Origin of the sequence: Agrobacterium sp. O3.4, from assembly GCF_041414895.1 — a bacterium.
Classification (GTDB): domain Bacteria; phylum Pseudomonadota; class Alphaproteobacteria; order Rhizobiales; family Rhizobiaceae; genus Agrobacterium; species Agrobacterium cucumeris.
Map to the genome: position 1 here is coordinate 147,400 of NZ_JALPZP010000003.1, position 25,071 is coordinate 172,470.

The window sequence follows — 25,071 nt, forward strand, 5'->3', positions numbered from 1 at the left end:
CGCGCATATGGTGTCTTTTCGACTGCAAAAGGCCTTGTATCGGACACGTTCTGCCATCATATTCTTGGACAGGCTTGCTGAAGCTCCGCAGCGGCGCCCGGGAGGTATCCCGACACCGTAGCAATTACGGAGCTCAAAAGAGGAAACAATGGCTGACTTCAATAACTACCAGAACCGCATGGCGCAGACCCGTGCACAGACTGGTGCGATGATCGATGAAGGTCTCCGCGCCTATATGCTGAAGGTTTACAACCTGATGGCGCTGGCTCTGGTCATCACCGGCGTTGCGGCTTTCGCAACCTACTCATTCGCTGCGTCCAACCCTGCCTTCCAGCAGCTGCTTTATGCATCTCCGCTGCGCTGGGTCATCATGCTCGCACCGCTGGCACTGGTTTTCTTCCTTAGCTTCCGTATTCAGAACATGAGCGTTTCCGCCGCGCAGACGACCTTCTGGGTCTATGCCGCGCTGATGGGCGTGTCGCTGTCGTCGATCTTCATCGTCTTCACCGGCCAGAGCATCGTTCAGACGTTCTTCGTGACCGCTGCTTCGTTCGGCGCGCTCTCGCTTTACGGTTACACGACGAAAAAGAACCTTTCGGGCCTCGGTTCGTTCCTGATCATGGGTCTGTTCGGCCTGATCATCGCGTCCATCGTCAACATCTTCCTTGCATCCTCCGCGCTGCAGTTCGCGATCTCCGCGATCGGCGTGCTGATCTTCGCAGGCCTGACCGCCTACGACACGCAGAAGATCAAGGAAATGTACTTTGATGGTGATGACGTTGCCGTTGCTGGCCGCAAGGCTATCATGGGCGCGCTGACGCTCTACCTCGACTTCATCAACCTCTTCACCTTCCTGCTGCAGTTCATGGGTAACCGCGACGACTAAGGTTGAGAGTTCAACAGACGACAGACGAAAGGCGGCCCTTCGGCCGCCTTTTTATTTTTCAGCTTTCGTAACTGATAATCGCTCTTCCACCGGTCGCATCCACCAAGCGGGCTATCTCTTCCAGAAGCTCATTCGATCAGTTTCAGAACCTTGTCGAAAACCCTCAGAACCTGCGGCAGCTCATGGCCACGCTTGAGAATGCGGCCATCGGTATTGACCACACAATAAGCGCCCTGCTTCGCCGCCAGCTTGGGGTTCTTCTCAATCCGGTAGAGCGGCATTTCGCCTGAGCGTTTAAAGACGGAAAACACCGCCTTCTCCTTCAGGTGGTCAATGGCATAATCGCGCCATTCCCCCTCTCCCACCATGCGGCCATAGATGCGCAGAATCGCATCCAGCTCACGCCGATGAAAGGTGACCGGCAAAGGGTCCTTGTCTTTTCTGTATTCGCGGAGATCGACAACGGTGGAATTATCGCGTGAAGCGGTCTGCACCTGCTGCACATCCGGTTGATCGGTCATCCAATACCTCCGATTCCACCCAAGCCGTCTCATCAATGTGAGCCTGTGAAAGCGAAATTGCAAGCCTTGCGAGACGCTTGTGCACCGGCGCAGAAGTCGCTGGATGGGCCTCAACATCTTTCAGCCGGCTATAGAACCGGAAGAAGGTAACCCTGAAAAATTGCCGCCCAACGACGCCAAAGACACTGCCTGCAACAAAAGCAGGGGTAAAAAATGGTAACCATTTAGGCAGCCATTTTCGCATGGCCTGCCGTATTTCGGTCAAACCATGGCCCGAATTGGGTGGAATAGTCCTATTGTCAATTGATGCCTAGGCACCAAGATGACCCGGTCCGGTGCATTGACCCTTTACCCCCAGCCCCCAATGCCCGGACCGGATCTTCAATCGCCCAACAGGCGATCAGGGGGTTTCATTTCCAAGCAGGATACTTGCGCCGACGATTGCCGCGGGATCACCGCTGGCATTGGCCGTCTGCAGGAGCACGGCGCAGCCGCCCTTTTTCACCTTTGCCACGACGCTCGCCGGAAGCTTCACCGTCATCGGCGAACCATCCCACATGCCGACCGTCTGTACGTCATAGACACTGTGCCAGTAGGACATTTTTTTCCCCTGGTTCTCACCTTTCTGCACATCCACCGTCTGTTCACGGGTGAAATAGGCAACCACGACATCGGCCTTGCCATTACCGGCACCAATATCAATCTCCACCTCATCGCCGGCAAATTTTGACGAGACCGGCACGTTCAGCCCCTGGCCTTCGCGCTTGAAGGCATCGAGCCTGTCATAGATACCGCGCACATCCGCGCCCTTGACATGGTCACGGCCGTTAAGAATGGCCTGTGGCGTATAAACACCGTTACGGCCGAGCGCCCGCATGTAACCATATTGGCGTTCGGTATTTTCCTTGGATGCCAGAGAATCGGTCCAGCCAAGGTAATTCCAGTAGTCGACATGGTAGGAAAGACCGACGACGTCGCCCTTCTGGATCATCTTGCGCAGCGCTTCATCCGCCGGCGGGCAGGAGGCGCAGCCCTGCGATGTGAACAATTCGACAACGCCCTTCACGGCCTCCTGCGCCTGCGCGGAGGTGACGAGGAACGTGCCGAGAAGACATATCGACAGGGGGAATTTCAATGGCATTACGAAAACCTTTGTCCGGCAGGATATCCAGACGAATTGATGCGATCAATCCTGCCCGGATGCAAACCGGAAAATAACGTCTATTGCCCTTCAATAGAAAGTCACGAAGGGGTGAGCGGCAATCACAAAAAAACAGATCAAGAAATGGAAGAGACGCCGGAGTTTTTTCCGGCGTCTCTTGTTCGTCTAAGCTTTATCAGCCAGCCAGATCGCGAAGAACGGTCTGCAGAATGCCACCATTGTTCATGTAAATCACTTCGTCCAGCGTATCGATGCGGCACAGAAGCGGAACTTCCTTCACCGAACCGTCGCTGTAGGTGATCTTGGCGATCTTCTTTTCACGCGGCTTGATCTCGCCTTCGAGACCGTCGATCTCGATGACTTCGTCACCCTTGAGATCGAGGCTTGCCCAGGTCGTGCCTTCCTCGAAGACAAAGGGAACAACGCCCATGCCGACGAGGTTCGAGCGGTGAATGCGCTCGAAGGACTGCGCGATCACGGCCTTGACGCCGAGCAGATTGGTGCCCTTTGCCGCCCAGTCGCGGGAAGAGCCGTTACCATATTCGACACCGGCGAAGATGACGAGCGGAATGCCCTCCGCCTTGTATTTCATGGCAGCGTCATAGATCGACAGCTCTTCCTTGGACGGATAGTGGATGGTGTATCCACCTTCCTTGCCGTTCGGGCCAAGCATGTGGTTGCGGATACGGATATTGGCAAAAGTGCCGCGCATCATCACTTCATGGTTGCCACGACGCGTGCCGTACTGGTTGAAATCGGCAACGGCGACGCCGTTTTCCGTCAGATAAGCACCGGCCGGCGAAGCGGCCTTGATCGAACCGGCCGGGGAAATATGGTCGGTGGTGATCTTGTCGCCGAAGAGGCCGAGGACGCGCGCGCCCTTGATGTTCTTCAAACCCGTGCCCTTCTTGCCCATGCCGACGAAATAAGGCGGGTTCTGGACATAGGTCGACTTGTCGTCCCAGGCATAGGTCTGGCCCGGCGGCACCTGAACGGCCTGCCAGTTCGCATCACCCTTGAACACGTCGGCGTATTTCGTTTCATAGAGTTCGCGGGTGACGTATTTCAGGATGAATTCCTGGATTTCCTTGGACGTCGGCCAGATATCCTTGAGATAGACAGGGTTACCGTCCTGATCGTCACCAATCGGCTCCTTGGTCAGGTCCTTCTGGACCGTGCCGGCAAGGGCATAGGCCACGACGAGCGGCGGCGAAGCGAGGTAGTTCGCCTGAACGTCAGGGGAAATACGACCTTCGAAGTTACGGTTGCCCGACAGAACACCCGCGGTGATCAGGCCCTTGTCGTTGATCGTCTTGGAGATCGCAGGTGGCAGCGGGCCCGAATTGCCGATGCAGGTGGTGCAGCCAAAACCGACGAGGTTGAAGCCGATCGCGTCGAGGTCCTTCTGCAGGCCAGCCTTTTCAAGATATTCGGCAACGACCTGAGATCCTGGTGCAAGCGAGGTCTTGACCCATGGCTTGGACTTCAGCCCCTTGGCCACCGCATTGCGGGCGAGAAGCCCGGCAGCGATAAGAACCGAGGGGTTGGAGGTGTTGGTGCAGGAGGTGATGGCGGCAATCGCCACATCGCCATGGCCGAGATCGAAGTCCTCGCCTTCAACCACATAACGGTTCGAAAGCTGGCCGGGCTTTTTATAGTCGTTTTCGAGAGCCGTTGCGAAATTCGGCGCAATGGTTTCGAGCGGCAGGCGGCCTTCCGGACGCTTCGGGCCGGCCATGGAGGGCACGACATCGCCGAGATCGAGTTCAAGCGTGTCGGTGAAGACGAGGTCGGAACCATCGCCGGTGCGCCACATGTCCTGCGCCTTGGAATAGGCTTCGACAAGCGCGATGCGGTCCTTGGCACGGCCGGACATGGTCAGGTAATTGATGGTTTCGCCATCGACCGGGAAGAAGCCACAGGTCGCACCATATTCCGGACCCATATTGCCGATTGTCGCGCGGTCGGCGAGCGTCATCGAATCGAGGCCGGGGCCGAAGAATTCAACGAACTTGGAGACGACGCCCTTCTTGCGCAGCATCTGCACGACGGTCAGCACGAGGTCGGTCGCGGTCACGCCTTCCTTCACCTTGCCGGTCAGCTTGAAGCCGATGACCTCGGGCAGCAGCATGGAAACCGGCTGGCCGAGCATGGCGGCTTCAGCCTCGATACCACCAACGCCCCAGCCGAGAACGCCGAGACCATTGATCATGGTTGTGTGGCTGTCGGTGCCGACGCAGGTATCCGGATAAGCAATCGTCTCGCCATCCTCTTCCTTCGTCCAGACGGTCTGGCCAAGATATTCAAGATTGACCTGGTGACAGATGCCGGTGCCGGGCGGAACCACGCGGAAATTCTTGAACGCCTGCTGGCCCCATTTCAGGAAGCGATAACGCTCGCCATTGCGCTCATATTCAAGTTCGACGTTGCGGGCGAAGGCATTCGGCGTGCCGAATTCGTCGACGATGACCGAGTGGTCGATGACGAGATCGACGGGAACCAGCGGATTGATTTTCTCCGGGTCGCCACCGAGCGACACCATGGCATCGCGCATGGCGGCAAGATCAACCACGGCGGGAACGCCTGTAAAGTCCTGCATGAGAACGCGGGCGGGACGATAGGCGATTTCCGTTTCGGTCAGGCCCTTATTATTAAGCCATTCGGCAACGGCCAGAATATGCTCCCTGGTGACGGACTGGCCGTCCTCGAAACGAAGCAGATTCTCCAGAAGAACCTTCATGGAATAAGGCAGTTTGGCAACGCCCTTGAGACCGTTTGCCTCAGCCTTGGGAAGGCTGAAATAAACATAGTCCTTACCGTCAACGGTAAGGACGGAACGACATTGGAAACTGTCGAGAGATTTGGCCACGGTTTAAAACCCCGCATAATCTGATAGCCAACACGCGCGTGCGGACCCCTGTGCTCGCAAGCACATCAGGATGCGGGTACGGCCATTTCCGCTGTCCGCACGTGAAAGTTACTCCTCGTAACATTCAGGTCCGGCGCAAGATGATGTTCACGCCGGCCGCTGGCGTGGTTGACACTCATATAGATAATTTCGGAGAAACGTGCCAGACCATTCAACGAAGCTAATCGATTTTTTTATCGAGACGACGAAATCTGAAACGGAACCGCAGCATGGATTTGACGGCGGAAAATCTTGGCGTGCGACGCGGCGAAGATTTCATATTCATGAATATTTCCTTCAAGTTAAGTGACGGTGAGGCACTGGTGCTGACCGGCCGAAACGGCTCGGGAAAATCCACTCTCCTGCGCACCGTGGCCGGCCTGCTACGCCCCGAACAGGGGTGGATAAAGATAGCCGGCAAAGGAATAGAAGAGGGCATGCGCCCCTCCGAAGCCTGCCATTATCTCGGCCATCGCAACGCCATGAAAATGGAACTGACCGTTTCAGAAAATCTGAGTTTCTGGAAAGACTTTCTCGGTGATTTTTCAGGTGGTGCGGGCATCGCTATCGATGAGGCGGCTGAGATTGTCGGTCTTGCCGGCATCACTCATCTGCCCTTCGGTTATCTCTCCGCCGGCCAACAACGGCGTTTTGCCATGGCGAAACTTCTGATCGCATGGCGACCGGTGTGGATTCTCGATGAGCCAACGGCGGCACTTGATAAGGCTGCGGACGGCATGTTTACCGGTCTCGTGAAAAACCACCTTGAGAAAGGCGGCATTGTCCTGGCGGCGACCCATCAGCCGTTGGGACTGGAGAATGCGCGGGAGTTGCAGATGACGGGATTTGCGGGTGTGGAGGCTTGGGCATGAACGGCGGAGCTTGTGGTTTCAGCCCCCTCTGCCCTACCGGGCATCTCCCCTTCAAGGGGGGAGATCGGCCTGTGGCTAGGCCTCGACAATCTCAACGCTCGAGAATGGAGTGGTGGAAGGGCATCTTGCCGATCTCCCCCCTTGAAGGGGAGATGCCCGGCAGGGCAGAGGGGGGTAAACCACACCCGCAGAGGCCTACCCGATGACCGCCCTCCTCCTCCGCGACATCAAACTCTCCATCCGTGCCGGCGGCGGCGCCTTGATCGGCGTGCTGTTCTTCATGACTGTGGTTGCCGTCATCCCCTTCGGTGTCGGTCCCGATCTCAATCTTCTCGCCCGCATCGGTCCCGCCATCGTCTGGATCGGCGCTCTTCTGTCCGCCCTTCTCGGTCTGGACCGGCTGTTTCAGGCGGAGCGGGATGACGGGTCGCTGGACCTCATTCTCATGCAGGAAAACCCGCTGGTGCTCACGGTCCTGATCAAATGCCTGGCGCATTGGGTTGGAACCGGCCTGCCGCTGGTGTTGGCCTCGCCACTGCTCGGTCTGTTCATGAACATGGACGAGGTTGCTATCGGCGCTGTGATGCTCACACTTCTTGTCGGCTCACCGGCCATCACCTTCATCGGTGCGGTAGGGGCCGCCGTCGCGGTCGCCCTGCCCCGCGGCGGGCTTCTGGTCTCCATCCTCGTTCTGCCGCTTGCCATTCCGGTGCTGATTTTCGGCGTCAGCGCTTCTTATGCGGCGGTGCAGGATCCAGCACCATTCATGCCGCCGCTCCTCATTCTCTGCGCGATCACGTTATTTTCAGCCGTGACCGGCCCTTTCTTTGCCGCTTTGGCACTGCGCAATGTTATGGATTGATGATGCCTTGATTGCCGATCCCTGATTGACAGGGATCAATTGCGGGACGGCCATTCTCGGGTTACACAAACGACATGAACGAGCAGACCTTCACCATCACCAAATTCAGTGATCTCGCCAACCCCACGCGGTTTCTGGCGCTGGCGGCACGTATTCTGCCCTGGCTCGCTACACTCACGGCGCTGGTGCTGGCCGCTGGTCTTTATCTCTCCTTCACCACCGAAGGCGATTACCAGCAGGGTTACACCGTGCGCATCATGTATGTGCACGTGCCATCCGCCTGGCTTGCGATGATGTGTTATTCGGTCATGGCGGTTTCAGCCATCGGCACGCTCGTCTGGCGTCACCCGCTGGCGGATGTCAGCCACAAGGCCGCCGCCCCCATCGGCGCCGCATTCACGCTGATTGCCCTCATTACCGGCTCGCTCTGGGGCAAACCCATGTGGGGAACCTGGTGGGTGTGGGATGCGCGACTGACCTCCGTATTCGTGCTTTTCCTGATGTATCTCGGCCTCATCGCACTCAACCGCGCCATGGACGATCCCTCCAGAGCCGCCCGCGTCAGCGCCGTGCTGATCCTCGTCGGTTTCGTAAATATTCCGATCATCAAGTTTTCGGTCGAATGGTGGAACACGCTGCACCAGCCGGCAAGCGTCATCCGCATGGGTGGTTCCGCCATCGACGCGGAATTTCTCTGGCCGCTTCTGACCATGGCGATCGGCTTCACACTGCTGTTCTTCACGCTGCACATCGCCGCCATGCGCAACGAAATCTGGCGTCGGCGCGTGGCCGCACAGCGGCGGCTTGCCGCCCGCATGGCGAACCGAGAGGGCTGAGGCGATGACACACGCTTTTTATATCGGCATGTCTTACGCAGCGACGGGGCTTGTCGTTCTCTGTCTCATCGCCTGGGTCGTTTTGGACGGTCAGGCGCGCAAACGGGAACTGAAGCAGCTGGAGGCATCCGGCGTGCGCCGCAGGGCAAGAGCCGGTTCCGCAGGTGACGCGCAATGACGCAGGCCAGCCAGGATCAGGATACCAAAACCAAGACGACGGGTCGCGCACGTTATGGGCTGGCGCTGCTGCCTCTGCTGCTCTTCGGTGGTTTTGCCCTCGTTGCGGGCAAGATGCTTTATGATCAGGACGTGAACGGGCTGGATATCAGCGCCATTCCTTCCGCACTCATCGGCACCAAGGCACCGTCCCTGTCGCTGCCACCGCTGGAGGGCTCGAACCTGCCGCCGCTCACCGATGCCGCCATCAAGGGCAAGCTGACGCTGGTCAACGTCTTTGCCTCCTGGTGCATTCCCTGCCGGCAGGAGCATCCGCTATTGCAGGAACTGGCAAAAGACAGCCGCATCACCGTCGTCGGTATCAATTACAAGGATAAGCAGGACAATGCGCTCCGCTTCCTTGGCGAACTTGGCAATCCCTTTGCCGCGATAGGCGTCGATCCGAACGGCAAAGCCGCGATCGACTGGGGTGTCTACGGTATCCCTGAAAGTTACCTTGTCAGCGCCGACGGCACGATCCTTTATAAAAAGGTTGGTCCCTTCGATGCCCGCAGCGTCGAGCGCGACCTGCTGCCGGCCATCACGGCCGCAGCCGGCAAATAGCTCCCGAGCAGGAAAGCTCAACTTTTCGAAATAACCCTGAGCGACGGGCCTTCAGCCGGCATGCGGATACCTTCCAGCACGACCTGATCGCGACCGCCGCGCTTTGCCGCATAAAGGCTGTCGTCGGCCCGCTTGATGGCGTCATGAATGGAATGATCTCCCCTTGCGACGGCCGAGACGCCGAAGCTTGCGGTGATCTGGGTAGCCACACCCCGGTTACGCCAATCGAGGGATGAGAGGTTCGAGCGCATGCCATTGGCAAGCTGACCGGCAGCGGCGGCAGTGTGGCCGGGCAGGAAAACCACGAATTCCTCGCCGCCGAAACGCGCCACCAGCGCGCTTTCAGGTGCGTTCCGCCTGAGAAGATCGGAAAGACCGATAAGCACGATATCTCCGGCAGCATGGCCGTAAACATCGTTGATGCGCTTGAAATGGTCTATATCGCAGGCAATGACCGCACCTTCAGGCGTGTCGTTGCGAAAATCGGGAACACGCCGGTCAAATCCGCGCCGGTTCAGCACATCCGTCAACGGGTCGTGTTCAGCGGCATCCAGGTGCCGGTCGACGGTGACGGAAATCTGGCTTGCGAGCACGGAAAGCGCGAGCAGGAAGCCGAATATGCTCGCAGCAAGCTGCATGTAGAAGGCATAATCCGACTCGAAAAATTCGCTGAGCTCGATCATCAAGCCGTTCGGCGTCATCACCAGCAGCATGCCGATACGCACCAGCGTTTCCAGCACAACCAGTAACGCAATCGCCACCATCAGCCGATCCGCAAGGGTCACCGGCCGCTTCCGCACAAGCCAGACCGGAAAAGCAAGCAGCAGGGCGCAAACGAGATCGCCGATGACGAGTTCGCGTTTCAGATCGGGCGTGATGAAAACATGAAATGAAACCAATATAACGGCGGCAAGCACGAGCGACAGCCGTGCCATCGTATGAAGCGGCCGCCCGAAATGGGTAAGCAGCGCATGGCCGTAGAGAAAAAAGGCGGAGAAGAACAGCAGGTTCGAGATAATCGCCTGCAATTCGAAGGGCAGGCCACCGAGCACCAGAGGAGCGGCAAAACCAAAAGCCGCTGCAAGATAACCGATACCCCAATAGCGCGCCGAAGCGTGACCGATCCTTTGCAGAAACAGGAACACGACGCCGAATGTCAGCATGATGAAGGGGAGAAGATAGGCGAAATTATCTTGCAATGTGTTATGCCGGACCGAGAGACAAGCCTTTAAGCAGCGCAGACTAGCGCACTGCCATTAAGAAAACTTGCACATATCGCCAGCAGGCTCGTTCACATTTGCGGGAGCGCGTTCTGCCATTCCTTGATCGCATCGAGCGGCCAGACCAGCATGACCACGTTCAGCGTCAGATTATCGCGGATCAGCCACCCCGTGAAGATTTCGAAGAAGATGGCGATTATTATCGTCAGCCACACCGGCACGCGGGCGGCAAAAAGAAAACCCAGCGCCATGAAAACCGTGTCCATGGCCGAGTTCAGAATGCTGTCGCCGGCATAACCCAGCGCCATGGTCGCCGTGCGATAACGATCGATGATGATGGGCGAGTTTTCGACAAGCTCCCACGCCGCCTCGATCAGGACCGCGAAAGAAAGCCGCATGGAAAACGGTTTGTTGCGGAACAGCAGCCAGGCGAACCAATAAAACAGAAAGCCATGGATGATATGCGAGGGCGTATACCAGTCGGCCAGATGCTGCGAATTGCCCGGCGTGTTCACACCCGGCTCGAACAGCTTCACATAACCGCATTCGCAGATGGGAATACGGCCCATGGCGTAGAGAATGACGATCTGCAGCAGAAGCAGCCCGGCGGCCACGCCGAACCATCTAAGCGAACGCGAACGGGACGCCGACATCTCCGCAATTGTCATTTTTCGTCCTTGCCGAGAGGTTCGACAGAATGGCGCATGACGAGCGGCATTTGCGCCATGGTGAAGATGATGGTGATCGGCATCGTGCCCCACACCTTGAAGGCAACCCAGGTGTCGGTGGTGAACATACGCCAGACAACCTCGTTCAAAACCGCCAGAAACAGGAAAAACACGCCCCAGCGCAGCGTCAGCTTGCGCCAGCCCTCATCCGTCAGCTTGAAAGCCGAATTGAAGACGTAACCCAGCAGCGACTGCCCGAAGAACAGACCGCCCAGCAGGATGACACCGAACAGCGTGTTGACGATGGTCGGCTTCATCTTGATGAAGGTATCGTTCTGCAGCCACAGCGTCAGCGCGCCAAACACGAAAACCACGATGCCTGATATTAGCGGCATGATCGGCAGTTTACGCGTCAAAATCCACGACACGGTCAAAGCGGCGGCGGTAGCGATCATGAACAGGCCGGTGGCGATGAAGATCGGTCCGCCGAACTCCGTCAAAACCGGAAAAGTCGAGGCCAGCCATTCGCCGCGGGAATTGGCGAAGAAAAACACCATGAGCGGCCCAAGTTCGAGCACGAATTTCAGCAGCGGGCTGATTTCCGCCACCATCTTTTCGCTTTCCTTGGAATTGCTTTCAATATCCATACTCAAACTCCCGCAATGGCCTTGGCGAAATCTTCCGCCTCGAAGGGCTCCAGATCATCAACACCTTCACCCACGCCGATGAAATAGACCGGCAGCTTGTGTTTGGCAGCGATGGCGACGAGGATACCGCCCCGCGCCGTGCCATCCAATTTTGTCATAATCAGGCCCGAAACACCCGCGACATTGCGGAATATCTCCACCTGGTTCAGGGCGTTCTGGCCGGTCGTCGCATCCAGTGTCTGTAGCACGGTGTGCGGCGCATCCGGATCGAGCTTGCCGAGCACACGCACGATCTTTTCCAGTTCCGCCATCAGTTCCGTCTTGTTCTGCAGACGGCCGGCCGTATCGATGATGAGCACATCGCTCTTTTCCGCCCGCGCCTGCTCATAGGCATCGTAAGCCAGACCCGAGGCATCTGCCCCGAGCTTCGTGCCGATAAATTGCGAGCCGGTGCGATCCGCCCAGATCTTCAGCTGCTCTATCGCCGCTGCGCGGAACGTGTCGCCAGCTGCGAGCATCACTTTAAGGCCCGAGCCTGAGAGTTTGGCGGCAAGCTTGCCGATGGTCGTCGTCTTGCCGGTGCCGTTGACGCCGACGACGAGAATGACATGCGGCTTATGCGAAAGATCGAGTTCCAGAGGTTTGGCGACCGGCTTCAGGACCTTGGTGATCTCACCGGCCATGATACGCGCCACGTCCTCACCGCTCACATCCTTGCCATAACGTTCGGAAGACAAAGCGCCGGTGATGCGCATGGCGGTCTCGACACCCAGATCCGACTGGATGAGAAGGTCTTCCAGCTCGTCGAGCGTATCTTCGTCCAGCTTGCGCTTGGTAAAAAGCGCCGAAATCTGTGTGGTCAGCTGTGACGAGGTGCGGGCAAGCCCGGCCCGCAGGCGCTGAAACCAGCTGAGCTTCGGCTCAGGCGCGGCGACAACCGGCTCCTGGCGCTCGCTTGCCGATGAAAAGCCCTTCGGCAAAGCCTGCGGCACGACAGGGGGTTCGACGGCATCTACCGACTCCGCCTCATCCAGCAGCGCATCCATCGCGTCAGCATCGAGCACGGCATCGACAGCTTCCGGCAAAGGCTCTGCCTGCTCCTCGGCGGCGGCTTCCGCCTGCAATAACGACAACGGCACCAGCCCCATATCGCCTGAAAGCTCGGCCCCGGGCAGAAGCGGTGCGTCCTCTTCATCTTCTTCTTCCGAAGGCGTGGCATACGCCGCCTCGTCCGGAACAGGCCCGCCAGCCGTTTCCATCTCCAGTTCGGAAACCGGGTCCTCGTCGACAGGTGTGTGCGCTTCGGCCTCGCTCAGCGCCGCTTCAAAAGAGGCATTTTCATTGCCGCGTTCAAGCGCAGCATCCTCTTGCGGCCGCTCATTCGTTTCGGCCTTGTCCTTGCCGAACGAAAAGACTTTTTTGATGAAGCCGAGGGCCATGGTCGTTCCCGTGTCTTTTCTCTTGAGCCGCCTCAGGCAGCGTTCGCCGCCAGAAGCTTCATGTTCAGATGTTTGCCGTTGTGGCCGGTAATCGCAACCTGCGCAAGAGTGCGCGGGGCAAGATCAGGCGCCGCCACCAGCGTGAAATTATCGGTATGGGCAAAACCGGTGTTTTCCACCAGGATCGTTTGCACCGAACCGACCATATCCTGCAACTGCGCCACCTTAAGCGCTTCACCGCGTTCGCGGAGCCTTGCCGCCCGGTCCTTCACCAGCGCCCTGTCGAGCTGCGGCATGCGGGCCGCCGGCGTGCCGGCACGCGGGCTGTAGGGAAAGACATGCAGGCTGGAAATGCCGCATTCTTCCGCAAGCGTGGCGGCGTTTTCGAACATCTCTTCCGTCTCGGTCGGGAAACCGGCAATCATATCCGCGCCGAAGGCGATATCCGGCCGGAGCGACCGCACGTCACGACAGAAGCGGATGGCATCGGCCCGTGAATGGCGGCGTTTCATGCGTTTCAGGATCATGTCATCGCCATGCTGGAGGGACAGGTGCAGATGCGGCATGAAACGCGGCTCATCGGCAATCAGATCCATCAGATGATGGTCGGCCTCGATACTGTCGATGGAGGAAAGGCGCAGGCGCAGAATATCCGGCACCTGCTTCAGCAAAGTCTTGGCGAGGTAACCGAGGGAGGGTTCGCCCGGCAGATCAGCCCCATAGCTGGTCGCATCCACTCCGGTCAGCACGATCTCGCAATAACCGCTTTCCGTCAGTCTGCGCGCCTGATCCACCACTGCACCCATAGGCACGGAGCGGGAATTACCGCGCCCATAGGGAATGATGCAGAAGGTGCAGCGATGATCGCAGCCATTCTGCACCTGAATGAAGGCGCGCACATGCCCGTCAATGTGCTTGACCATCTGCGGCGCGGTCGCCTTGATGCTCATGATGTCGTTGACGCGCAGCTTTTCTTCCGCCGAGACGCCAAAATCGGGCAGCGCACGATAGGAAGTGCTTTTCAGCTTTTCCTCATTGCCCAGCACCGCATCCACCTCGGGCATTTCGGCAAAGGTCTGTTTTTCCGTCTGCGCAGCGCAACCGGTAACGATGATGCGCGCATGCGGATTGTCGCGCCGTGCCCGGCGGATGGCCTGGCGCGCCTGACGCACCGCCTCCCCCGTCACCGCGCAGGTATTGACCAGCACGGCATTGTTCAGCCCAGCCTTCTCGGCCTCCGCCCGCATCACTTCCGATTCATAGGTGTTGAGACGGCAGCCGAAGGTTATGACCTCGACGCCGCTCATACGGCCCCCTGCTCGGCCACCGCATCCCGTGACCAGACACCCGTGACAGGATCGACGGAACCCGACCATTCCCATTCAGCCGGGCCGGTCATGATGACGTGGTTGTCCTCACGCCAGTCAATGGTCAGCGGCACGCGGATGGGGCTGGAGGCCACATCGATGGTGACCCTCTTAGCCGTGCGGCCGGTGCGGGCGGCGGAAACGGCGGCAGCGCATGCGGCGGAACCGCAGGCAAGCGTCAACCCGGCGCCACGCTCCCAGGTGCGGGTGCGCAGTGCACTGTCGGACATCACCTGTGCGAGTGTGATATTGGCCTTTTCCGGAAATATTGGATGGTTTTCGAGCAGCGGCCCGAACCGCTCAAGATCGAAATCCATCGGATCGCGGTCCACCCAGAAAATTGCATGCGGGTTGCCCATCGACATGACGGCAGGCGAGTGCAGGATCGGCGCATCGATCGGCCCGATCTGCAATTCGATGCGGCTCGTATCATGGAACTCTTCCGACAGCGGAATATCGCTCCAGCGGAAACGCGGCAGACCCATATCGACTGATATCATGCCGTCTTCATGCTCGACGGCATTCAAAATGCCGGCCACCGTCTGGAACGTGAAGCTGGTCTTGCCGGTTTCGGAAGACAGTGCCTGCACCACGCAGCGCGTGCCGTTGCCGCAGGCCTGCGCCTTCGTGCCATCGCAATTGAGAATGTCGATAAAGGCATCCGTGCCACTGACACGCGGATCGTGAATGGCCATGATCTGGTCGAACTGGGTCGCGGGATCGGCATTGAGCGCAATGGCTGCCGCAGGCGTGACCATATCCTTGCGGCCGCGCATGTCGATAACGAGGATCTTGTTGCCAAGCCCGTTCATCTTCGCAAATTCGACCGTATCCGCCATCGCCTTGAACCTGAAAACCATCTGAAATTGGATTGCATACGGGATTTGTCCCGCGCTTTCGCCCTATATGGCGGAAAGACCGGCAAATTACCAGACTGTTGCGGCGCAAACCGGGCAGCGCTCAGGCGGAGGGTACGTCGAAAACCTCACCGGGGCGCATGGGCCGAAAACGGCTTTCCTCCACACCCTGCTCCACAAGCGCCGTTTTCAGCGCCGCAAGTGGCGCATCGACAGCCTCATCGGTGAGCTGCACCGTACCCCAATGATGGCCGCAGACATGCGCGGCGCCACAAAGCTTCATGCCCTCAACGGCTTCCGCTGGGTTCTGGTGTTGGCCTTTCATGAACCAGCGCGGCTCATAAGCACCGAAAGGCAGGTTGGCGAGGCGAAATTCGCCATGCTTCTTGCGCGCAGCGTGATAATTGAGGCCTTCGTGAAAGCCGGTATCGCCGATGTGGTAGATTTTACCACCCGGCCCCTCGATGACGAAGGCGGCCCACAATGCCATGCTGCGGTCGTTGAGGCCGCGGGCAGACCAATGGTGGCACGGTTCGAAATGAATTTTAACCGACGAGCCGACCTCCAGCACATCGCCCCAGTCGCCCACCTTGATACGCGCCGCCTCCACGCCGGTGCGGATGATGGCATCATTGCCGAGCGGCGTGATGAAGAGCGGCTTGTGCGCCACATGCAACCGCTTCAGCGTTTCCATATCCAGATGGTCGTAATGATTATGCGTCAGCAGCACCAGATCGATGGGCGGCAGATCCTCGAAACGGATGCCGGGCGGATTGACCCGTTTGGGACCGGCGAAACTGAATGGGCTGGTACGTTGCGACCACACAGGATCGACGAGAATATTCAGACCTGCCGTCTGGATCAGAAAGGAGGCATGGCCGACGAAGGTGACACGAATGTCCTTGCCCTCGACCCGGCTTTCGGGCGTCGCAAAGGGAAAAGGGCTCGGATAGTTTTCCGGCCATGTGGCGCGCTCACCGTTGAAACGCCATTTCAACAGGCCCATGAAATTGCCAGGCGGCGAGCCGCCGGGATTAAAGAAGCGTATCCCGTCGAAATGATCGGAGATCGGGCCACTATAATAGGCGCTGGCATTCGAACGGCGGGCAAACAGCGCACCGCCCGCCACAGCGAGCAATCCAAGGGTTGAAAAACGAAAGAAGTTTCGACGGTTCATGCTAAAGGTATAGGGAACGGAATGGTGCCGTTCAAGCCGCACCAATCTCGGTTTGCAGCCGATCACACAAAGATGAAATGCAAGGCCCGATCGCTGAAAACCGGCACCGCCTTGACTTTTCCAGCACTTTCCTGTTTATCCCCGCCAATCAGCTGGCAGTTTCACGACTCCAAGCCGCCGACCGGGACCCGCAGAGGTATAAAGAGATCCCGGAGGTCAACACCCGACAGCGCGATGCGCCCTCGGGTGCTTTTTGGCTTTGCGTCTTGTTTTTGCCAGCGAAAGCACCGACGTTTCGGAAACCCCGGAACGAAGAAGGAAGAAACGATGTTTGAAAACCTCCAGGACCGCCTTGGTTCCATTCTAAATGGACTGACCGGCCGTGGCGCGCTGACGGAAGCCGATGTTGCCGCCGCCCTGCGCGAGGTTCGCCGTGCGCTGCTGGAAGCGGACGTGGCGCTGGAAGTCGTGCGCTCCTTCACCGACAGGGTGCGTGAAAAGGCGGTTGGTGCCGCCGTCCTGAAATCCATCAAGCCCGGCCAGATGGTCGTCAAGATCGTGCATGACGAACTTGTCGAAATGCTCGGCACAGAAGGCGTCTCGATCGACCTGCATGCGGCCGCGCCCGTCGTCATCATGATGGTCGGTCTGCAGGGTTCTGGTAAAACCACCACCACGGGCAAGATTGCCAAGCGCCTGACCGACCGCGAGAAGAAGAAGGTGCTGATGGCATCTCTCGACACGCGTCGTCCGGCCGCACAGGAACAGCTTCGCCAGCTGGGCGTCCAGACCGGCGTCGACACGCTGCCGATCATCGCCGGCCAGTCGCCGACTGATATCGCCGCGCGCGCCGTGCAGGCCGCCAAGCTCGGCGGCCATGACGTCGTGATCCTCGATACCGCTGGCCGCACCCATATCGACGAACCCTTGATGCTGGAAATGGCCGACATCAAGAAGAAGTCCAACCCGCATGAAATCCTGCTGGTGGCGGATTCGCTGACCGGTCAGGACGCCGTCAATCTGGCGCGCAATTTCGATGAGCGCGTCGGCATCACCGGCCTCGTACTCACCCGTATGGATGGTGACGGTCGTGGCGGTGCGGCCCTCTCCATGCGCGCCGTCACCGGCAAGCCGATCAAGCTGATCGGTATCGGCGAGCGCATGAATGAACTCGACGAGTTCCATCCGCGCCGTATCGCCGACCGTATTCTCGGCATGGGCGACATCGTCTCGCTGGTTGAAAAGGCCGCCGAAAACATCGATGCGGAAAAAGCCCGCGCCATGGCCGAGAAGATGGCCAAGGGCAAGTTCGACCTCAACGATCTCGCCGACCAGCTTGGCCAGATGAAGAAGATGGGCGGCATGGGCGGCATCATGGGGCTGATGCCCGGCATGGCCGGCATGAAGGACAAGATGGCTTCGGCCGGCATGAACGACAAGATGTTCGACCGCCAGATCGCCATCATCTCCTCGATGACCAGAGCGGAACGCGCCAATCCGGATATTCTGAAACACAGCCGCAAGAAGCGCATCGCCGCCGGTTCCGGCACGGATGCCGCCGAAATCAACAAGCTCCTGAAAATGCATCGCGGCATGGCCGACATGATGAAGGCCATGGGCGGCAAGGGCAAAGGCGGCATCATGAAGCAGATGATGGGCGGCCTTGCCGGCAAGATGGGGCTCGGTGGCATGATGGGCGGCGGTATGCCCGATCTGTCGAATATCGATCCGAAGCAGCTCGAAGCGCTTCAGAAGCAGGCTGAAGCCGCCGGTCTCGGCAAGCCGGGTGCAATGCCGGGTCTTGGTGGCATGCCAGGTGGATTGCCAGGTCTTGGTGGCGCAAAGCTGCCGGGTCTTGGCGGCATGCCGGGCCTGCCCGGCTTCCCGAAAAAGAAGTGAGGGGGACGCCAGTGAACACTACAGACGTGAAAGCCCAGCTTTCTGAATATCGCCAGTCGATCGACAATATCGACGCCGCACTGGTTCACATTCTTGCCGAACGTTTCCGCTGTACCAAGGCGGTGGGCGTGCTGAAGGCAAAGTACAATTTGCCGCCGGCAGACCCGGCGCGCGAGGAATACCAGATCGAACGCCTTCGCCATCTGGCCAAGGACGCCAATCTGGACCCGGATTTCGCCGAGAAGTTCTTGAACTTCATCATCAAGGAAGTCATCCGGCATCATGAAGCAATCGCCGCCGAACATGGCGGTAACGAAAAGACCGCCTGAACGGCGGACAAGCCATCCTAAGGAGTATATCACATGGCACTTAAAATTCGTCTCGCACGCGGTGGTTCCAAGAAGCGCCCGTATTACCAGATCGTCGTTGCAGACGCCCGTTCGCCCCGCGACGGCCGTTTCCTCGAGAAGGTCGGTTCCTGGAACCCGATGCTCGGCAAGGATAACCCGCAGCGCGTTGAGCTGAAGGCTGATCTCATCAAGGAATGGATCGCCAAGGGCGCACAGCCGACCGACCGCGTTCTTCGCTTCCTCGCCGAAGCCGGTCTTGCCGAGCGCGCCGCTCGCAGCAACCCGGAAAAGGCAAAGCCGGGCAAGCGCGCCCTGGAGCGCGTTGCTGAAAAGAAGCAGAAGGCTGAAGATGCAGCCGCTGCTGCTGCAGAAGCCTCTGCTGCAGAATAATCTGCACGGTAACTTTTGAAAAACGGGTGGCGTGGTTTTCCATGCCGCCCGTTTTTTGTTTATTTTGGCGTCAACAAACCTTAAAGCTGACGCAACCAACACCAGAAGACGGACGGCCCGATGGCAAAGCTGGAAAACCCGGTACTCATGGCAAAGATCGGCGGCGCGCAGGGCCTGCGCGGCGAAGTCCGCGTCAGCACCTATACGGCCGACCCGATGGCGCTCGGCGATTACGGTAATCTTGTCACCGCCGATGGCCGCCTCTTTGAAATTCTGGAAGTGCGCGAGGGCAAGAATGTCGTCGTCGTCCGCTTCAGGGGCATCAACGACCGCAATGCGGCGGAAAGCCTGAACGGGCTGGAACTGTTCATCGACCGCGACAATCTGCCGGACGACGAGCTTGATGACGATGAATTTTATTATGCCGATCTCGAAGGGCTGGAAGCCGTTGATGCGGAAGGCAAAAGTTATGGCGCCGTCAGCGCCGTTTACGATTTCGGCGCGGGTGATCTGCTCGAACTGAAAGGCGCCGGCCGCCGGCCTGCCCTCATCCCCTTTTCCGAGTCGGCCGTACTCGAGATCGATCTCGAAGCCGGGCGCATTCTCATAGATCCGATGGCCGCCGGCCTGATCGACAATCCCGACGACAAGGACGAAACCGGCGTACCGCCTTTCGGCAAGAAATAAAGCCATGACCTTTAAGGCTACCGTGCTGACGCTCTACCCGGAAATGTTTCCGGGGCATCTGGGTTATTCGCTGGCCGGCAAGGCGCTGGAGCGCGAACAATGGTCGCTCGAGGCCGTGCAAATCCGCGAATTTGCCATCGACAGGCACAGAAGCGTCGATGACACGCCGGCAGGCGGCGGTGCCGGCATGGTGCTGAAACCCGATATTCTGGCCGCAGCCATCGACCATGTTTCGGATGGCGACACACGGCCGCGCCTGCTGATGAGCCCGCGTGGCAAGCCGCTGTCGCAGAACCGCGTGCGCGAACTGGCGGCGGGTGAGGGTGCGATCATCGTCTGCGGCCGTTTCGAAGGCGTCGACCAGCGGGTAATCGACGCGCGTGGGCTGGAGGAGGTGTCGATCGGCGATTACATTCTCTCCGGCGGCGAACCGGCGGCGCTGACGCTGCTGGACGCCATCGTCCGCATACTTCCTGGTGTCATGGGCAACGATCTCTCCGGCGTGCATGAAAGCTTCGAGGGCGGGCTACTGGAACATCCGCATTATACCCGCCCGCAAGTCTGGGAAGGCCGCGACATTCCCGCCGTCCTCACATCAGGCAATCACGCCGTCATCGACAAGTGGCGGCACGAACAGGCGCTGGCGCTGACCAGGGAAAGACGGCCAGACCTTCTCGAAAAAGCTCAGGCCGAGACGAAATAATAGGCCGTCAAAATCAGCCCGACTGCAATTACCAGCCAGCGGATGATCCATTGCGGCACCCGCCTTGCGGTGTGCACGCCCACATAGCCGCCAAGTGCCGCCGCCGGAAACATGATGAGTGCCGCCCACCAGGACACGACGCCGCCGCTGACGAAAATCGTGATTGCAATGACGGCGATCACCACCGACAGCAGGTTCTTCAGCGCGTTCAGGTGATGATAGCTGCCGCCAGAGGTTATTCCGAGGATGGCGAGCATCATGATGCCCATGCCGGCACCGAAGAAACCACCATAAATCGATGCAAGCCCCTGAAAGGCGAGGCTAGGCAGATTTCCGGGCGAGCGTTCCGCACTCGTCTTGGGTCGCAGCCACGGGCCGGCAGCGAAAACGGCGGTGGCCGCCAGAAGCAGCCATGGCACCAGCTGGCGGAAGGAGGGGTTGTCGAGCGATAACAGCAGCAGCGACCCGGCCAGCCCGCCAACGACGGACACGGCCGACAGCAGGATCGCCTCACGCCAGTGCGCACGAATTTCCGGCGCATAGGCGATCACGGAGGTAATGTAGCCCGGAAATTGCACGATTGCCGACGTTGCATTGGCAACGATGGGCGGCAGGCCGGCAAGTGTCATCGCCCCGAAGGTCAGGAAAGTGCCGCCACCGGCGATCGCATTTACGACACCAGACAGAAAGCCGGTCGCAAACAGCATGAGAACGATGAAAACTGACATGGCCCCTCCCAAGGTTCTCATGCCATATCCGGCAAGACGCCCCTTCGCAACTGCTGCAACGCGACGCATAATTGATAAAATATTGTCATGAAAGGGATGACAAACGGCGCATGCTAGTATATGTGCGCGCTTGGAATTGGGGTTTGCCCCTTTAACCGCAAGCAAAGAATGGCGAACCCGCTCCTGCCGCAAGGCATGGTCTGAAGGCATTGACCGACAGACGACCGTTGAGCGCTCTGGCTGTTTCAGAAGAAATCAGAGGTTAATATGACCAATATCATTCAGCAGCTGGAAGCCGAACAGGCTGCCAAGATCGAAGCAAAGCGCACCCTGCCGGACTTTTCGCCGGGCGATACGCTGCGCGTCAACGTTCGCGTAACGGAAGGTAACCGTACCCGCGTTCAGGCTTACGAAGGCGTTTGCATCGCCCGTTCTGGCGGTGGCCTTTCCGAAAGCTTCACCGTTCGCAAGATCTCCTACGGCGAAGGCGTCGAGCGCGTATTCCCGATCTACTCCCCGCTGGTCGAAGGCGTTGAAATCGTTCGCCGCGGTAAGGTTCGCCGCGCGAAGCTCTACTACCTGCGCGATCGTCGCGGCAAGGCTGCCCGTATCGTTGAAAACACCGGTACGCGCGCTCGCAAGCTGAACGAATCCGAGCGTCAGGCAGCTGCCGAAGAAAAGGCACGTCTGGAAGCCGAAAAGGTAGCAGCAGCACAGGCTCTCGCCGCCGAAAAGGCAGCAGCCGAAGCCGCAGAAGCCAAGGCAGCGGAAGAAGCAGCAAAGGCTGCAGAAGCCACAGCGGAATAAGATTTCCATTTCAATGGATTTACGGGAAAGGCGGTCTTCGGGCCGCCTTTTTTGTTGCTTGTATTTAAGTAAACTGGATCACAACCGAGCGCTTACAGGCGTTATCGGCGGCAGCGTCCCATCCGTCAGGAGCAATCAAGCACAAGCAACGATGACATTGATCTGCACGGCGCAAATTTCGCTTCTTCGATGGTGATCCCCTGAAAGAGCATGGATTGATTATCGTAGAAGGAGGAGCCGATACCTTCGTCCTTCAATGAGTATGGCATGGGAACTAGCTTGGGCTACCAACTTTAGCTTTGCCTTTGAGAATGACGCAGGTAGCACTGAAGTTGGTTAGCAAGACAATCGACGACGTATCATGATCATCAATAAATAATTTTTTGTTATATATAGAATATTTATTATTAATTTTATTAATAAATTACTAAAATTTGTTGATATCAAAATATATTTGCAATTTACAAAAACAAATGAATACTTACTCAAATTTACATCGTATAAAATGAGTTACACCAATAGAACTAGTAAAAAAATACAATATAAATGTAAATTTATAAAAAATAAATTCCAAATTTTATAAAACTCAAAAAGGATACTGAAATGGTATTAACAGTAAATTTCGGTAACGGTGGCGCGGCTTCGGTATCGTCGCTTACCAAGTTGATCGATCAGGAAGTCTACCAACTGCTTACGGTATCAACCACTCAGGAAAAGAACGGCGTCTCGCTTGAAACTGGCCCCTTAGGTACAATCTCCGTTGCTGGAACCGGCAGCAAGGTCGATGTTGGATACGATGCAAACGCAAATGGCTTCACCTTCGACGTGACCTCCGAATGGAATTCCGTAAAGAATGCTCTCATAAAGTCCGAGAGGCCTGAGAACCTTAAACTCAAGGATTTTGTACATGTGGACGTTCAGCTCGGCGGTACTGGCTCTTCCAACCTCGAAGTTCTTAACACCAAGCGCGGCAACATCTTGACAGGTGCTGGTAACGACACTGTCGCCGTCTCTCTCCTTTCGAATGAAAACACTTGGGTGAATGCCTTTAATATCGATACGGGCGCAGGCAACGACACGATCAATGTGAAAAGGGGCGCTGCGTTCAACGATGCTTCCGCCGCAAGCCCGGGTGGTATTGTTGCTGGTACCTACGTTGCGAATGGTGGAGTCGGTGTTACGAATGGTCGCTTCACCTCCGTCAAGATCGATGCAGGCGCCGGTAACGACGAAATAGATCTAAGTAGTGTGAATCTCGCTTCGTCGATGATAATTGGAGGTAAAGGCATGGATCGTATGACGGCAAGCAGTGGCGCAGATACCTTTGTTTTTAATAAGGGCGACATAGGGACTTGGCTCGCTACCGATACCATCTTTGGCTTCGACGCATCCGTGGACAAGCTGAAACTCGTCGGCACAACTATCGATGACTGGGCGGTGACAAGTTACGGTGTCAACACTCTTATCGTCAACATTACGCTTGAGCGCGGAGACGAGTCGATTATTCTTTCCGGCGTTCGGCTTGAAAACAATGACTGGTTCTCAGCATAGTTATCCGAAGCGCTGGCAATATTTTGAATGATGATGGTGGCTCGGCACACGTCCGAGCCACGATTTCTTGTTATTCAAAACACTTCGAATAAGTGCATCCAACAGTTACAGCTGTAACGCGCAAAGGCGGTGATATAAATTCCATGCGGCAATTTAGGTGCAAACGGGCTGTACTCTGAGTAAAACCACCTGATCCAAAAACTCCCTACGTAAACCCACGCCGGTAGAGCCGGCTGTCGTATTGATCAAAGGAAATCAGGCCGCCCTGGCCTGATCACCCATTTTACGCGCGGCGATGATGACCAGCACACCCGCAAGCGCCAGGCAGAAGGCAAGGAAGAACATCGGCGCAATCGTGCTGCCGGTCTGATCCTTGATCCACGGCACCACATTCTGAGCCACGAACCCACCGAGATTGCCCACCGAGTTGATGGCGGCAATGCCTGCGGCGGCACCAGCTCCCTTGAGGAAGCGGCCGGGCAGGCTCCAGAACACCGGCTGGCCGGCGAAGATGCCCGCAGCGGCGATGCAGAGGAAGCTGAACTGCAGGACCGGATCGCTGAGCAGCGCCGACATCAGCAGGCAGAACGCGCCGACAAAAGCCGGGCCGACAATGTAGGGCGTCTTGTTCTTCGCCTTGTCGGCAGCGTTAGGCACAACGAAGAGGGCAATAGCCACGATCACCCACGGGATGATGTTGATGAAACCATTGGCGGTGTTGGAAACGCCGAAGCTCTTCACGATCGTCGGCAGCCAGTAGCTGAGACCATAGGCGGCCAGCGGAAAACCAACATAGCAAAGCGCCATGAACAGCACGCGCGGATTGATGAGCGCCTTGAAGCCATCCTCCGCATGTTCTTCCATGCCCTTGTTTTCTTCAGCCAGCCGGTTCTTCAGCCAGTCCTTTTCATCCTGCGTCAGGAACTTCGCCTTTTCCGGCGTATCATCCAGATAAAAGAAGGTGGCGATACCGGCGATGACGGCAGGAATACCGGTTGCCAGGAACACCCATTCCCAACCGGCATAACCGAGGAAACCATCCAGATCGAGCAGCATGCCGCCAAGCGGCGCGCCGATCGCATTGGCAAGCGCGCTGAAAATCATGAACAGGCCGATCATTCGACCGCGATAATCACGCGGGAACCACAGCGTCATCAGGAACAGCACGCCGGGGAAGAAACCAGCTTCGCAGAGCCCCAGCAGGAAGCGCAGAATGTAGAACATCGTGGCGTTCTGCGTATAGGCAAGCGCGATGGTGACCGCACCCCAGGAAACCAGAATGCGGGCGAACCATTTACTGGCGCCGAAACGGTTGAGGAACAGATTGCTCGGCACTTCGAAGATGAAATAACCGATGAAGAACAGCGAGGCACCAAGGCCATAGGCATATTCGCTGAGGCTCAGCGCATCGACCATCTGCAGCTTGGCATAGCTGACATTCTGGCGGTCGATATAGGCGATGAGGTAGAGAAGGCCAAGAAACGGCATCAGCCGCCAGGTGATCTTCGAGATGAGGGCTTTTTCGGATACCATATGCTTTCCTCCCTTCGATTTCTCGTCGAATGCAAATGATAAGGGAACCCATCTATATGTGCAGCGCAAAATACGCAAGTTGCACCGCATCATAACCACTGGAACACGTTATGAGACCGGCATTTACTGTAGACGCAGCGCATATGAAGGATACCGAACGGCCCCCTGACGGCCAGTGAGCATTCATATTGCCGTAAAACTGCCGATCTGCTATTAAAGTT

The 25,071-nt window shown here is 57.7% G+C and carries 25 protein-coding genes; 13 read left to right on the forward strand and 12 right to left on the reverse strand.

Translation table 11 applies throughout. The features are described from left to right. Window positions 1-148 precede the first annotated feature (148 nt). Entirely contained in the window at window positions 149-886 is a 738-nt protein-coding gene (locus M0412_RS17940) for a Bax inhibitor-1/YccA family protein (RefSeq protein WP_046799573.1), read from the forward strand. Window positions 887-1,014: 128 nt separating this feature from the next. On the opposite strand, the gene M0412_RS17945 is transcribed toward M0412_RS17940, so the two are convergent. The 3 genes from M0412_RS17945 to acnA form a co-directional block, all read right to left on the reverse strand. Next, window positions 1,015-1,407: a DUF2794 domain-containing protein gene (locus M0412_RS17945; protein WP_142842262.1), complete on the reverse strand. Its 393-nt coding sequence runs from the start codon at window positions 1,405-1,407 to the stop codon at window positions 1,015-1,017. Window positions 1,408-1,807: 400 nt separating this feature from the next. Then, window positions 1,808-2,548 carry a thioredoxin family protein gene (locus tag M0412_RS17950; RefSeq protein WP_046799575.1) on the reverse strand — a complete coding sequence of 247 codons (741 nt, stop codon included), beginning with the start codon at window positions 2,546-2,548 and terminating at the stop codon, window positions 1,808-1,810. Window positions 2,549-2,744: 196 nt separating this feature from the next. Next, a complete protein-coding gene (gene acnA / locus M0412_RS17955) occupies window positions 2,745-5,438 on the reverse strand; it encodes an aconitate hydratase AcnA (protein WP_269701084.1) in 2,694 nt (897 codons plus the stop codon). Window positions 5,439-5,707: 269 nt separating this feature from the next. Between acnA and ccmA the strand changes: the two genes are divergently transcribed. From ccmA to M0412_RS17980, 5 genes are all read left to right on the forward strand, one after another. Next, entirely contained in the window at window positions 5,708-6,349 is a 642-nt protein-coding gene (gene ccmA, locus M0412_RS17960) for a heme ABC exporter ATP-binding protein CcmA (RefSeq protein WP_269701083.1), read from the forward strand. A gap of 202 nt (window positions 6,350-6,551) precedes the next feature. After that, a complete protein-coding gene (gene ccmB, locus M0412_RS17965) occupies window positions 6,552-7,211 on the forward strand; it encodes a heme exporter protein CcmB (RefSeq protein ID WP_269701081.1) in 660 nt (219 codons plus the stop codon). A 74-nt stretch (window positions 7,212-7,285) separates the two neighbouring features. Then, complete coding sequence (locus M0412_RS17970; protein WP_269701079.1) at window positions 7,286-8,047, forward strand: heme ABC transporter permease; 762 nt, start codon at window positions 7,286-7,288, stop codon at window positions 8,045-8,047. A 4-nt stretch (window positions 8,048-8,051) separates the two neighbouring features. Then, window positions 8,052-8,225: a heme exporter protein CcmD gene (ccmD, locus tag M0412_RS17975; RefSeq protein ID WP_269701077.1), complete on the forward strand. Its 174-nt coding sequence runs from the start codon at window positions 8,052-8,054 to the stop codon at window positions 8,223-8,225. After that, a complete protein-coding gene (locus M0412_RS17980) occupies window positions 8,222-8,827 on the forward strand; it encodes a DsbE family thiol:disulfide interchange protein (RefSeq protein WP_269701075.1) in 606 nt (201 codons plus the stop codon). Before ccmD ends, M0412_RS17980 begins: the two co-directional genes overlap by 4 nt. A 17-nt stretch (window positions 8,828-8,844) precedes the next feature. On the opposite strand, the gene M0412_RS17985 is transcribed toward M0412_RS17980, so the two are convergent. The 7 genes from M0412_RS17985 to M0412_RS18015 form a co-directional block, all read right to left on the reverse strand. Next, entirely contained in the window at window positions 8,845-10,026 is a 1,182-nt protein-coding gene (locus M0412_RS17985) for a diguanylate cyclase (RefSeq protein ID WP_269701073.1), read from the reverse strand. Between the two features lie 92 nt (window positions 10,027-10,118). Then, entirely contained in the window at window positions 10,119-10,715 is a 597-nt protein-coding gene (locus tag M0412_RS17990; RefSeq protein ID WP_269701071.1) for a DUF2585 domain-containing protein, read from the reverse strand. After that, complete coding sequence (locus M0412_RS17995) at window positions 10,712-11,362, reverse strand: septation protein A (protein WP_046799584.1); 651 nt, start codon at window positions 11,360-11,362, stop codon at window positions 10,712-10,714. Before M0412_RS17995 ends, M0412_RS17990 begins: the two co-directional genes overlap by 4 nt. A 2-nt stretch (window positions 11,363-11,364) precedes the next feature. Then, window positions 11,365-12,801: a signal recognition particle-docking protein FtsY gene (gene ftsY, locus M0412_RS18000; RefSeq protein ID WP_269701068.1), complete on the reverse strand. Its 1,437-nt coding sequence runs from the start codon at window positions 12,799-12,801 to the stop codon at window positions 11,365-11,367. Window positions 12,802-12,833: 32 nt separating this feature from the next. Continuing rightward, window positions 12,834-14,108: a tRNA (N(6)-L-threonylcarbamoyladenosine(37)-C(2))-methylthiotransferase MtaB gene (gene mtaB / locus M0412_RS18005; protein ID WP_269701066.1), complete on the reverse strand. Its 1,275-nt coding sequence runs from the start codon at window positions 14,106-14,108 to the stop codon at window positions 12,834-12,836. After that, entirely contained in the window at window positions 14,105-15,007 is a 903-nt protein-coding gene (gene dapF, locus M0412_RS18010; RefSeq protein ID WP_269701064.1) for a diaminopimelate epimerase, read from the reverse strand. Before dapF ends, mtaB begins: the two co-directional genes overlap by 4 nt. 121 nt (window positions 15,008-15,128) lie before the next feature. Continuing rightward, window positions 15,129-16,247 carry an MBL fold metallo-hydrolase gene (locus tag M0412_RS18015; RefSeq protein ID WP_371338325.1) on the reverse strand — a complete coding sequence of 373 codons (1,119 nt, stop codon included), beginning with the start codon at window positions 16,245-16,247 and terminating at the stop codon, window positions 15,129-15,131. A 282-nt stretch (window positions 16,248-16,529) separates the two neighbouring features. Between M0412_RS18015 and ffh the strand changes: the two genes are divergently transcribed. The 5 genes from ffh (at window position 16,530) to trmD (ending at window position 20,231) form a co-directional block, all read left to right on the forward strand. Continuing rightward, window positions 16,530-18,101, forward strand: coding sequence for a signal recognition particle protein (ffh, locus tag M0412_RS18020; protein WP_269701062.1), 1,572 nt, complete (start codon window positions 16,530-16,532; stop codon window positions 18,099-18,101). Between the two features lie 11 nt (window positions 18,102-18,112). Then, window positions 18,113-18,430, forward strand: coding sequence for a chorismate mutase (locus tag M0412_RS18025; protein ID WP_142842248.1), 318 nt, complete (start codon window positions 18,113-18,115; stop codon window positions 18,428-18,430). A gap of 33 nt (window positions 18,431-18,463) precedes the next feature. Beyond that, complete coding sequence (gene rpsP, locus M0412_RS18030; protein ID WP_035221728.1) at window positions 18,464-18,841, forward strand: 30S ribosomal protein S16; 378 nt, start codon at window positions 18,464-18,466, stop codon at window positions 18,839-18,841. 120 nt (window positions 18,842-18,961) lie between these two features. Then, the gene (rimM, locus tag M0412_RS18035; protein WP_142842247.1) at window positions 18,962-19,528 is read left to right on the forward strand and encodes a ribosome maturation factor RimM; all 567 of its coding nucleotides are present in this window, start codon (window positions 18,962-18,964) and stop codon (window positions 19,526-19,528) included. A 4-nt stretch (window positions 19,529-19,532) separates the two neighbouring features. Then, on the forward strand, window positions 19,533-20,231 hold the full coding sequence (gene trmD / locus M0412_RS18040; protein ID WP_269701055.1) for a tRNA (guanosine(37)-N1)-methyltransferase TrmD: 699 nt from the start codon (window positions 19,533-19,535) through the stop codon (window positions 20,229-20,231). Here the strand turns inward: trmD and M0412_RS18045 are convergent. Then, a complete protein-coding gene (locus M0412_RS18045; protein WP_142842245.1) occupies window positions 20,213-20,959 on the reverse strand; it encodes a sulfite exporter TauE/SafE family protein in 747 nt (248 codons plus the stop codon). The genes trmD and M0412_RS18045 overlap by 19 nt on opposite strands. A gap of 267 nt (window positions 20,960-21,226) precedes the next feature. On the opposite strand from M0412_RS18045, the gene rplS reads away from it, so the two are divergent. Together rplS and M0412_RS18055 are read left to right on the forward strand one after the other, a co-directional pair. Further along, window positions 21,227-21,766, forward strand: coding sequence for a 50S ribosomal protein L19 (rplS, locus tag M0412_RS18050; RefSeq protein WP_046799594.1), 540 nt, complete (start codon window positions 21,227-21,229; stop codon window positions 21,764-21,766). 603 nt (window positions 21,767-22,369) lie between these two features. Next, window positions 22,370-23,317 carry a rhizobiocin gene (locus M0412_RS18055; protein WP_142842244.1) on the forward strand — a complete coding sequence of 316 codons (948 nt, stop codon included), beginning with the start codon at window positions 22,370-22,372 and terminating at the stop codon, window positions 23,315-23,317. Between the two features lie 255 nt (window positions 23,318-23,572). Here the strand turns inward: M0412_RS18055 and M0412_RS18060 are convergent, their stop codons facing one another. Continuing rightward, window positions 23,573-24,850, reverse strand: coding sequence for an MFS transporter (locus M0412_RS18060; protein ID WP_142842243.1), 1,278 nt, complete (start codon window positions 24,848-24,850; stop codon window positions 23,573-23,575). Window positions 24,851-25,071: the final 221 nt, after the last annotated feature.

What these genes read in the sequence shown, in the direction of transcription:
- M0412_RS17990 (WP_269701071.1), bottom strand. Translation starts at nt 10,715, where the DNA reads ATGACAATTGCGGAGATGTCGGCGTCCCGTTCGCGTTCGCTTAGATGG.
- M0412_RS18055 (WP_142842244.1), top strand. Translation starts at nt 22,370, where the DNA reads ATGGTATTAACAGTAAATTTCGGTAACGGTGGCGCGGCTTCGGTATCG.
- dapF (WP_269701064.1), bottom strand. Translation starts at nt 15,007, where the DNA reads ATGGCGGATACGGTCGAATTTGCGAAGATGAACGGGCTTGGCAACAAG.
- ftsY (WP_269701068.1), bottom strand. Translation starts at nt 12,801, where the DNA reads ATGGCCCTCGGCTTCATCAAAAAAGTCTTTTCGTTCGGCAAGGACAAG.
- rimM (WP_142842247.1), top strand. Translation starts at nt 18,962, where the DNA reads ATGGCAAAGCTGGAAAACCCGGTACTCATGGCAAAGATCGGCGGCGCG.
- M0412_RS18045 (WP_142842245.1), bottom strand. Translation starts at nt 20,959, where the DNA reads ATGTCAGTTTTCATCGTTCTCATGCTGTTTGCGACCGGCTTTCTGTCT.
- ccmB (WP_269701081.1), top strand. Translation starts at nt 6,552, where the DNA reads ATGACCGCCCTCCTCCTCCGCGACATCAAACTCTCCATCCGTGCCGGC.
- rplS (WP_046799594.1), top strand. Translation starts at nt 21,227, where the DNA reads ATGACCAATATCATTCAGCAGCTGGAAGCCGAACAGGCTGCCAAGATC.
- mtaB (WP_269701066.1), bottom strand. Translation starts at nt 14,108, where the DNA reads ATGAGCGGCGTCGAGGTCATAACCTTCGGCTGCCGTCTCAACACCTAT.
- M0412_RS17970 (WP_269701079.1), top strand. Translation starts at nt 7,286, where the DNA reads ATGAACGAGCAGACCTTCACCATCACCAAATTCAGTGATCTCGCCAAC.
- ccmA (WP_269701083.1), top strand. Translation starts at nt 5,708, where the DNA reads ATGGATTTGACGGCGGAAAATCTTGGCGTGCGACGCGGCGAAGATTTC.
- trmD (WP_269701055.1), top strand. Translation starts at nt 19,533, where the DNA reads ATGACCTTTAAGGCTACCGTGCTGACGCTCTACCCGGAAATGTTTCCG.
- M0412_RS18060 (WP_142842243.1), bottom strand. Translation starts at nt 24,850, where the DNA reads ATGGTATCCGAAAAAGCCCTCATCTCGAAGATCACCTGGCGGCTGATG.
- ffh (WP_269701062.1), top strand. Translation starts at nt 16,530, where the DNA reads ATGTTTGAAAACCTCCAGGACCGCCTTGGTTCCATTCTAAATGGACTG.
- M0412_RS17950 (WP_046799575.1), bottom strand. Translation starts at nt 2,548, where the DNA reads ATGCCATTGAAATTCCCCCTGTCGATATGTCTTCTCGGCACGTTCCTC.
- M0412_RS17995 (WP_046799584.1), bottom strand. Translation starts at nt 11,362, where the DNA reads ATGGATATTGAAAGCAATTCCAAGGAAAGCGAAAAGATGGTGGCGGAA.
- M0412_RS17945 (WP_142842262.1), bottom strand. Translation starts at nt 1,407, where the DNA reads ATGACCGATCAACCGGATGTGCAGCAGGTGCAGACCGCTTCACGCGAT.
- M0412_RS17980 (WP_269701075.1), top strand. Translation starts at nt 8,222, where the DNA reads ATGACGCAGGCCAGCCAGGATCAGGATACCAAAACCAAGACGACGGGT.
- M0412_RS17940 (WP_046799573.1), top strand. Translation starts at nt 149, where the DNA reads ATGGCTGACTTCAATAACTACCAGAACCGCATGGCGCAGACCCGTGCA.
- ccmD (WP_269701077.1), top strand. Translation starts at nt 8,052, where the DNA reads ATGACACACGCTTTTTATATCGGCATGTCTTACGCAGCGACGGGGCTT.
- rpsP (WP_035221728.1), top strand. Translation starts at nt 18,464, where the DNA reads ATGGCACTTAAAATTCGTCTCGCACGCGGTGGTTCCAAGAAGCGCCCG.